At 72.9% G+C, this 7,705-nt stretch carries 7 protein-coding genes; 5 read left to right on the top strand and 2 right to left on the bottom strand.

The window, feature by feature from the left end; translation table 11 throughout:
- A partial coding sequence (locus NCC78_RS24165) for a serine/threonine-protein kinase (protein ID WP_250797237.1) occupies positions 1-1,060 on the bottom strand: 1,060 nt, incomplete at its 3' end.
- Positions 1,061-1,266: 206 nt separating this feature from the next.
- On the opposite strand from NCC78_RS24165, the gene NCC78_RS24170 reads away from it, so the two are divergent.
- Positions 1,267-2,850 (top strand): acyl-CoA mutase large subunit family protein, encoded by a 1,584-nt coding sequence (locus tag NCC78_RS24170; protein ID WP_250797238.1) that lies wholly within the window; start codon positions 1,267-1,269, stop codon positions 2,848-2,850.
- Positions 2,851-3,574: 724 nt separating this feature from the next.
- Positions 3,575-4,834, top strand: a complete 1,260-nt coding sequence (locus tag NCC78_RS24175; protein ID WP_250797239.1) for an amidohydrolase — start codon at positions 3,575-3,577, stop codon at positions 4,832-4,834.
- Here NCC78_RS24175 and NCC78_RS24180 read toward each other — a convergent pair.
- Entirely contained in the window at positions 4,791-5,765 is a 975-nt protein-coding gene (locus tag NCC78_RS24180) for a DUF4349 domain-containing protein (protein ID WP_250797241.1), read from the bottom strand. The two genes, NCC78_RS24175 and NCC78_RS24180, sit on opposite strands and share 44 nt — an antisense overlap.
- A 116-nt stretch (positions 5,766-5,881) precedes the next feature.
- Between NCC78_RS24180 and NCC78_RS24185 the strand changes: the two genes are divergently transcribed.
- From NCC78_RS24185 to NCC78_RS24195, 3 genes are all read left to right on the top strand, one after another.
- Positions 5,882-6,511, top strand: coding sequence for an MBL fold metallo-hydrolase (locus tag NCC78_RS24185; protein ID WP_250797244.1), 630 nt, complete (start codon positions 5,882-5,884; stop codon positions 6,509-6,511).
- 4 nt (positions 6,512-6,515) lie between these two features.
- Positions 6,516-7,451: a hypothetical protein gene (locus NCC78_RS24190; RefSeq protein ID WP_250797246.1), complete on the top strand. Its 936-nt coding sequence runs from the start codon at positions 6,516-6,518 to the stop codon at positions 7,449-7,451.
- Between the two features lie 38 nt (positions 7,452-7,489).
- A partial coding sequence (locus NCC78_RS24195) for a helix-turn-helix domain-containing protein (protein WP_443677207.1) occupies positions 7,490-7,705 on the top strand: 216 nt, incomplete at its 3' end.

Below are 7,705 nucleotides of genomic sequence, written 5' to 3' on the forward strand. Positions count from 1 at the left end.
CGCCCCGGCGCAGCGCGGCCAGCCGGTCGGTGAGCGACTCGCCGGCGCCGAGCATCGCCCGCCCGCCGATCTGCCCGCTCGGCTTCGACTGCTCCGGCCGGGCCGCAGGCAGCGCCGGCACCGGCCGCTGCACCGGCACCACCGAGTAGGGGTCGGTCACCGAGTTGACCGCGGCCGCGTTGCTGGTCAGCGGGCCGGCGAGCAGTTCGCGCAGCATGGCGCGGGCGGTGTGCACGTCCAGCCGGCGGGCCGGGTCCTTCTCGAGCAGGCCCATCAGCACCCGGGTCAGCGGGCCGCTGCGCTGCGGTGGGGCGGGCGGGTCCTCGACCACCGAGTGCATGGTCTCGATCGGGTCGCCCTTGTCGAAGGGGGGTCGCCCCTCCACCGCCGTGTAGAGCGTCACGCCCAGCGAGAACAGGTCGCTCGGCGGCCCGAACTCCTGGCCCATCGCCCGTTCCGGCGAGATGAAGTGCGGCGAGCCGAGCACCATCCCCGGCGTGGTGAGCTGCACGTCGGTGGGCATCCGGGCCACCCCGAAGTCGGTCAGCACGCAGCGGCCGTCGGCGCAGATCAGCACGTTGGCCGGTTTGACGTCGCGGTGCAGCACGCCGATCGCGTGCGCCACCTCCAGGGCGCCGAGCAGGGCGATGCCGATCTTCGCGACCACCCGCTGCGCGACCGGCCCGTCCTCGATCACCATGTCGGCGAGGCTGCGGGCGTCGAGCAGCTCCATCACGATCCACGGCCGACCGCCCTCGGTGACCACGTCGTACACCTGGACCACGGCCGGGTGCTGGATCGCGGCGGCGGCGCGGGCCTCGCGCAGGGTGCGCTCGTACATGGCGTCGCGGTCGCTGGGGGCCAGCCCCGGGGGCAGGACGACCTCCTTGACGGCCACGTCGCGGCGCAGCAGCGTGTCTGTGGCGCGCCAGACCGTGCCCATGCCGCCGTTGCCCACCGCCGAACGCAGCGAGTAGCGACCACCGATGGTGGTGCCGGGGGTCGCGCGGCCGTTCGGAGGACTGACTGGTCCGCCGCTCCACGTCGGGATCTGAGTCACAGAAGAGCCACCGGGGGAAATCGAGGGGGGCTGGGACACAACCCCCCTATCTTGCTGGTTCCGACGCCCGATGCGAAAGCCGACGCGGCGGACGTTTACCGAACCGGACAGTACGTGCCCGCGTGTTCACCTCTTGTCGATCTTCGCCGACGGAGTGTGCGGTATCCCTCACCCGTCGATGCCTCCGTGCGTCCTACCATCCGGGGATGAACGAACGGCGGTCAAGCGAGTCCGGTTTCCCGATCAAGGGCGTCTACACGGCGGCCGACCTCCCCGAGGACCTGGACTCCCGGCTGGGCGGCCCGGGCGAGTTCCCGTACACCCGTGGGGTCTATCCCACGATGTACACGTCCCGCCCGTGGACCATGCGCCAGTACGCCGGCTTCGGCACCGCCACCGAGTCCAACGCGCGCTACCACCAGTTGTTGCGGGCCGGCACGATGGGCCTTTCGGTGGCCTTCGACCTGCCGACCCAGATGGGGTACGACTCCGACGACCCGATCGCCCACGGCGAGGTGGGCAAGGTCGGGGTGGCCATCGACTCCATCGAGGACATGCGGCTGCTCTTCGCCGGCATCCCGCTGGACAAGGTCTCCACCTCGATGACGATCAACGCGCCCGGCTCGGTGCTGCTCCTGCTCTATCAGCTCGTGGCCGAGGAGAACGGCGTCGCCGGCTCGGCCCTGAACGGCACCATCCAGAACGACATCCTCAAGGAGTACATCGCCCGGGGGACCTACATCTACCCGCCGAAGCCCTCGCTGCGGCTGGTCGCCGACACCTTCGCGTACTGCCGCAAGGAGGTGCCGAAGTGGAACACCATCTCCATCTCCGGCTACCACATGGCCGAGGCCGGGGCGACGCCCGCGCAGGAGATCGCGTTCACCCTGGCCAACGGCGTGGAGTACGTGCGGGCCGCGCTGGCGGCGGGGCTGGCGGTGGACGATTTCGCGCCCCGGCTGTCGTTCTTCTTCGTCGCCCGGACCACCGTGCTGGAGGAGGTCGCGAAGTTCCGCGCCGCCCGGCGGATCTGGGCCCGGCTGATGCGCGACGACTTCGGCGCCAAGGACCCGAAGTCGATGATGCTGCGGTTCCACACCCAGACCGCCGGTGTGCAGCTCACCGCCCAGCAGCCCGAGGTCAACCTGGTCCGGGTCGCGGTGCAGGGGCTGGGCGCGGTGCTCGGCGGCACCCAGTCGTTGCACACCAACAGCTTTGACGAGGCGATCGCGCTGCCCACGGAGAAGGCCGCCCGGCTGGCGCTGCGCACCCAGCAGGTGCTGGCGTACGAGACGGACCTGACCGCCACCGTCGACCCGTTCGCCGGCTCGTACGTGGTGGAGGCGATGACGGCCGAGATCGAGGCGGCGGCGAACGAGCTGATGGACCGGGTCTTCGACCACGGTTCGGCGGTGGACGCGATCGAGGCCGGCTTCCAGAAGCGCGAGATCGAGCAGTCCGCGTACCGGATCGCGCAGGAGATCGACTCGGGTGAGCGGGTGGTGGTGGGGCTCAACCGGTTCGCGGTCGACGAGGAGGAGCCGTACGAGCCGCTGCGGGTCGACCCGACGATCGAGGCGGCGCAGGCGGACCGCCTGGGCGTGCTGCGGCGCTCGCGGGACGCCGGCGCGGTCGAGCGCGCCCTGGCCGAGCTGCGCGCCGCCGCCGAGGGTACGGAGAACGTGCTCTACCCGATGAAGGAGGCGTTGCGGGCCCGCGCCACGGTCGGCGAGGTCTGCGGCACGCTGCGCCAGGTCTGGGGGCTCTACCGCCCGACCGACCGGTTCTGAGGCGATCCGCCCTACTCTGCACCATTCCGTCCGGGTCTGTACAGATCCGCCCGGCTCTGCAACGGTCCGTCCGACGGCCACCCGTGCGCGCCCGCCCGGCGCGGCGGGTGGCCGCCGGCCGTTGCGCCGGGGCCGGGTCGGCCCGGCCGGACGTTTCCGCTGGTCGCGGGGCATTCCCGGGGAGCGCTACAGTCGGATTCAGGTCCGGCCGCCGATCGGCGGCGCGGGCGAGGGGGCAGGTCCGGCGGTGCTGCCGGAGGGCCCCCGGGTGCCCCGGGGCGGCGTGGCCCACCGGTCGCGGCGTGTGCCGGAGAGGTTTGCGGGTAAGCCGACCGGGTGACTCCGGACGCACACGGTGTGCGGTCGGTGGGTGCCTGAGCGTGTGATCGTCTCTGGAGCCTCGTTGCCGAGAGTGGTCGGGTAATTGTCGGAGTGTTAGTTCATCGGACCGACTAATGCGACAATTCGGAACGACGGCCCTGAGATCGGCGTGGATTTCATGACCGCCGAATCGTTACGCGGCGTAGGAGGTGTGGGGCGTATGACGGCGTTCGATCGCGATCTACCTGCTGTCCCACAGATCTGCGACCGCTCTCAGCAGGGCATACGTGACGCTGCGCGGTCCGATCACTACCGTAACGAGGTTGCGCAGCGTCACCGCCGGAGGTCTAGGCTGTCTGCTGTTCCCGATGATCCATCCATCTCTAGTGATCGAGAATTCGACGTGACGAGTGCGTTGACGCTGCCGACCAGCAGCCAGCTGGCGTCGTCCTGGCCGGAGCCGCCGCCCGGGTCTCAACCCCTGCCCTTCGAGCTGGACCACCTGCTCGCCCTCCGGGTACCCGGGCTGATCGCCACCCGTCGTCACCTCCACTCCCACCCGGAACTCTCCGGCGAGGAGTTCGAGACGGCCGCCCTGATCGCCCGGGAACTCTCCCTGGCCGGGCTGAGCCCTCGGATGCTCCCCAAGGGCAACGGGGTCATCTGCGACATCGACGGCCGCCCGGACGGCCCGGTGATCGCGCTCCGTGCCGACATCGACGCCCTGCCGCTGACCGACTCGAAGGACGTGCCCTACCGCTCCACCGTGGACGGCGTCTGCCACGCCTGCGGCCACGACGTGCACACCACCGTCATGCTCGGCGTCGGCATGCTGCTGGCCCAGCTCGCCGACCTCGGCGAGCTGCCCGGCCGGGTCCGGCTGATCTTCCAGCCGGCCGAGGAGATCCTGCCCTGCGGCTCGCTGGAGGTCATCGAGGCTGGCGGCCTGGACGACGTGGTGCAGATCTTCGCGCTGCACTGCGACCCGAATCAGCCGGTCGGGAAGGTCGGCCTGCGGGTCGGGCCGATCACCGCCGCCGCCGACAACGTCACCGTCCGGCTCACCGGCCCTGGCGGGCACACCGCCCGCCCGCACCTGACCGTCGACCTGGTCGACGCCCTGGGTCGGCTGATCACCGAGGTGCCGGCCCTGGTCAGCCGCCGGGTGCCGGCCAACAGCGGGTTGCTGCTGGTGTTCGGCCACGCCTCGGCCGGCACCCGGTACAACGTCATTCCCTCCGAGGCGTGCGCCTCCGGCACCCTGCGGGTGATGGACCGCGACACCTGGGAGCTGGCTCCCAAGATCGTGGCTCAGGTGGTCCGCGACGTCATCGCGCCGACCGGGGCGACGGTCGACCTGGAATACCTGCGCGGCCGGCCGCCGGTCTGCAACGACTCCCGGGCCATCCAGATCCTGACCGCCGCCACCGCCGCCGCGCTCGGCCCGGAGGGCGTCGCCGAGACTCCGCAGAGCATGGGCGGCGAGGACTTCTCCTGGTACCTGGAGTACGTCCCCGGCGCGCTGGCCCGGCTCGGCGTCGGCCGCTCCGGCCCGAACGTGGACCTGCACCGGGCCTCGTTCGACGTGGACGAGCGGGCCATCGGAGTCGGCGTACGCCTCATGGTGCAGACCGCGCTGCGGGCACTGGCGGCGGTGCGGTAGGCGGCAACGGCGTCGCCGGCGCGACCGGCGGCGGGCCGCTCCGCCGCCGCCGGCGACGCAGCGCCACGAACAGCACCCCCAGCGGAACGCCGAACGCCACCAGCCACGGCAGGACCGCGCCCAGCACGGTGAGCAGGATGACCATCGAGGCCAGGAAGACCTTCCAGCCGGCCTCCAGCCCGGCCAGGAAGCCGATCTCGGTCTCCTCGTCGGCCGTGCTGACGTCCGGCCCGACCAGCGACACGGTGATGGTGGAAAGCGCGGTGAGGTCGGCGAGGCGCCGCTTCTTCGCCTCCAGCGAGGCCAGGTCGGCCTCCCGCCGGCTCAGCTCGTTCTCCAGCGACACCAGGTCGGTGATCGAGGTGGCCCGGGCCAGCAACCGTCGGGCGCTCTCCACCCGGGCGCGCTGCGTGGTGATCCGCGCGTCCAGGTCGACCACCTGCTCGGTGACGTCCTCGGTGCGGATCTCCCGCTGCTGCTGACGGCCCAGCTTCGCCAACTCGTCGACGACCCCGGTGAACTTCGCCGCCGGCACCCGCAGCTCCAGCTCCGCCACCGCGTCGGCGTCGGCGCTGCGCCGCTGGTCACCGCCGACGAAGCCGCCGGCCGCGGTGACCGTCGCGACAGCGCTCCGCGCGGCGGCGTCCACATCGTCCACCTGCACCCGCATGGTGCCGTTGTAGATGATCGCCCGCTGGTCGATCCGCAGGTCCGGCGCGCCAGCGCCGGCCTGTTCCGGGGCACCCGCGCCACCGGCGTCCCGGTCCGCGGCCGGTCCGCCGCCCACCGGGGCCTCCGGCGCGCCCGCCGAGTCGTTGCTCGTGCCGGAGTCGCCGCCTCCGCCGCTGCCGCAGCCGGCGAGCGCCAGCAGCGCGACCAGTGCCATCGCCGCCAGCGGTACGCCTCGACGACGCATTCCAGGTCCGTCCATCCCCGCTCCCCTCGTCCTCGCCCCGGGTGGGGCGATACGTCAGACGCGACGCGTCGGCACGCCGGTTCCGGCAGACTGCGCTCAGGACGTCACGATTCGATAATCGAGGAGTCACGATGCAGCTCACCAAGCACGCCCACTCCTGCCTCCGGGTGGAGCACGACGGGGGAGTGCTGGTCATCGACCCGGGCGTGTTCACCGACCCGGCAGCTCTGGACGGTGCGGACGCCGTGCTGGTCACCCACGAGCATCCCGACCACGTGAACGTCGAGGCGCTCACCCGGCAGCTCGACCGGCGGCCGATCCCGGTGCACGGGCCGGCCTCGCTCGCCGCCGCCCTGGGTGACGCGGCCGAGGCGCTCGACCCGATCCAACCCGGACAGTCCTTCACCGCCGCCGGGGTGCCGGTACGCGCCTACGGCGGGCGGCACGCGGTGATCCACCCGGACATCCCGGTGGTCGACAACCTGGGGTACCTGGTCGACGACCGGGTCTACCACCCCGGCGACTCCCTGGTCGTCCCCACCGACGTGCGGATCGACACGCTCTTCGCGCCGATCCACGCGCCCTGGTCGAAGTTCTCCGAGGTGCTCGACTTCATCCGCGAGGTCGCGCCGCGGCGGGCCTTCGCGCTGCACGACGGGCTGCTCAACGCCAACGGCTTCGCCGTGCTCGACCGGCAGTACACGGCGCTGTCCAATTGCGAGTACCGGCGGTTGGAGCCGGGCACCCGGATCGCCGCCTGACGCCATGCCCGGCCCGCCCCGAGAGCTGGAGCAGCGGCTCTACACCACGTCACCGGACCGGTTCGTCGCGCTCCGCGACGAGGCGGTCGCCGAGGCCCGCCGCGCCGGCGACCCGAAGGCCGCCCGGGAGATCGCGAAGCTGCGCCGCCCCACGGTGGCCGCCTGGCTGGTCAACCTCCTCGCCATCCGCCGTCCCGAGCTGGTCGCCGACCTGGTCCAGCTCGCCGAGGCACTGCGCGCCGCCCAGCGCGAGCTGCGCGGGCCCCGGCTGCGGGAACTCTCCGCCCAGCGGCGGGCCGTGGTCGGCGCGCTCGTCGCCGAGGTACGCCGGCTGGCGGCGGCCGCCGAGGGAGCGCCGCCGGGCGGGAAGCTGCCGCTGGCCGAGGTGGAGGCGACCCTCAACGCGGCGCTCTCCGACACGGAGGTGGCCGAGCAGGTCCGCTCCGGCCGGCTGCTCCGGGCCGCCAGCTACGCCGGGTTCGGCGAGGTCCCCCGACCGCAGCTGCGCCTGGTCACCGGCGGTGAGCCGGAACCGGAGCGGACGGAGCCGGAACGCCGGCGGGAGGACCGCACGGCGTTTCGCGCCGAGCAGGCGGAACGGGCCGCCCGGGCGGAGCGGGAACGTCGGCGGCGGGCGCTGGAGAAGGAGCTGGCGAGGGCGCGTACCGACCAGGAGCGGGCCGAGGCGGAGCTGGCCGGCGCGACGGCGGCCGAGCGCGACGGCGCCGCCGCCCTCGACGCGATCGAGGCGGAGCTGGCCGAGCTGGAACGGCGGCGGGCCGTCGCCGAGCAGGAGCTGAGCCGGTCCAAGCTGGCCCGTCGCGGCGCGGAGCGGACCGTCACCGCCGCCCGCCGGCGCACCGGCGAGGTGGAGGCGGCGGTGGAGGCGCTCGACGCCGAAGAGGGGGATGACGCCCGGGGCGGCGGCGCGGCAGACTGATCGGCGATGAGCGCACGGGGCGGGCAGGGAGCAGGCGGATGACGCCGGAGCAGGTCGCCACGGCCACCAAGCCGATCGTCCTGGAACTCGGCGACGCGTTCACCCGGTGCCCCACCACGCTGCGCCGGGCCCGGCTGCTGGGCATCTCCGGTTGGGCCTACTACGTCACCGGCCGAGCGGGTGCGCTCGGTGCCGTCCGCGCCGAGACGGTGGCCGCCGCCCTCGGCTTCATCGCCCCCGACGCGGTCGCCGAC

The organism is Micromonospora phytophila (assembly GCF_023656545.1).
In the GTDB taxonomy this organism is placed as follows: domain Bacteria; phylum Actinomycetota; class Actinomycetes; order Mycobacteriales; family Micromonosporaceae; genus Micromonospora; species Micromonospora phytophila.

Bases quoted from the DNA above. Each gene is read 5' to 3' on its own strand.
- NCC78_RS24180 (WP_250797241.1), bottom strand. From the start codon at position 5,765: ATGGACGGACCTGGAATGCGTCGTCGAGGCGTACCGCTGGCGGCGATG.
- NCC78_RS24170 (WP_250797238.1), top strand. From the start codon at position 1,267: ATGAACGAACGGCGGTCAAGCGAGTCCGGTTTCCCGATCAAGGGCGTC.
- NCC78_RS24190 (WP_250797246.1), top strand. From the start codon at position 6,516: ATGCCCGGCCCGCCCCGAGAGCTGGAGCAGCGGCTCTACACCACGTCA.
- NCC78_RS24185 (WP_250797244.1), top strand. From the start codon at position 5,882: ATGCAGCTCACCAAGCACGCCCACTCCTGCCTCCGGGTGGAGCACGAC.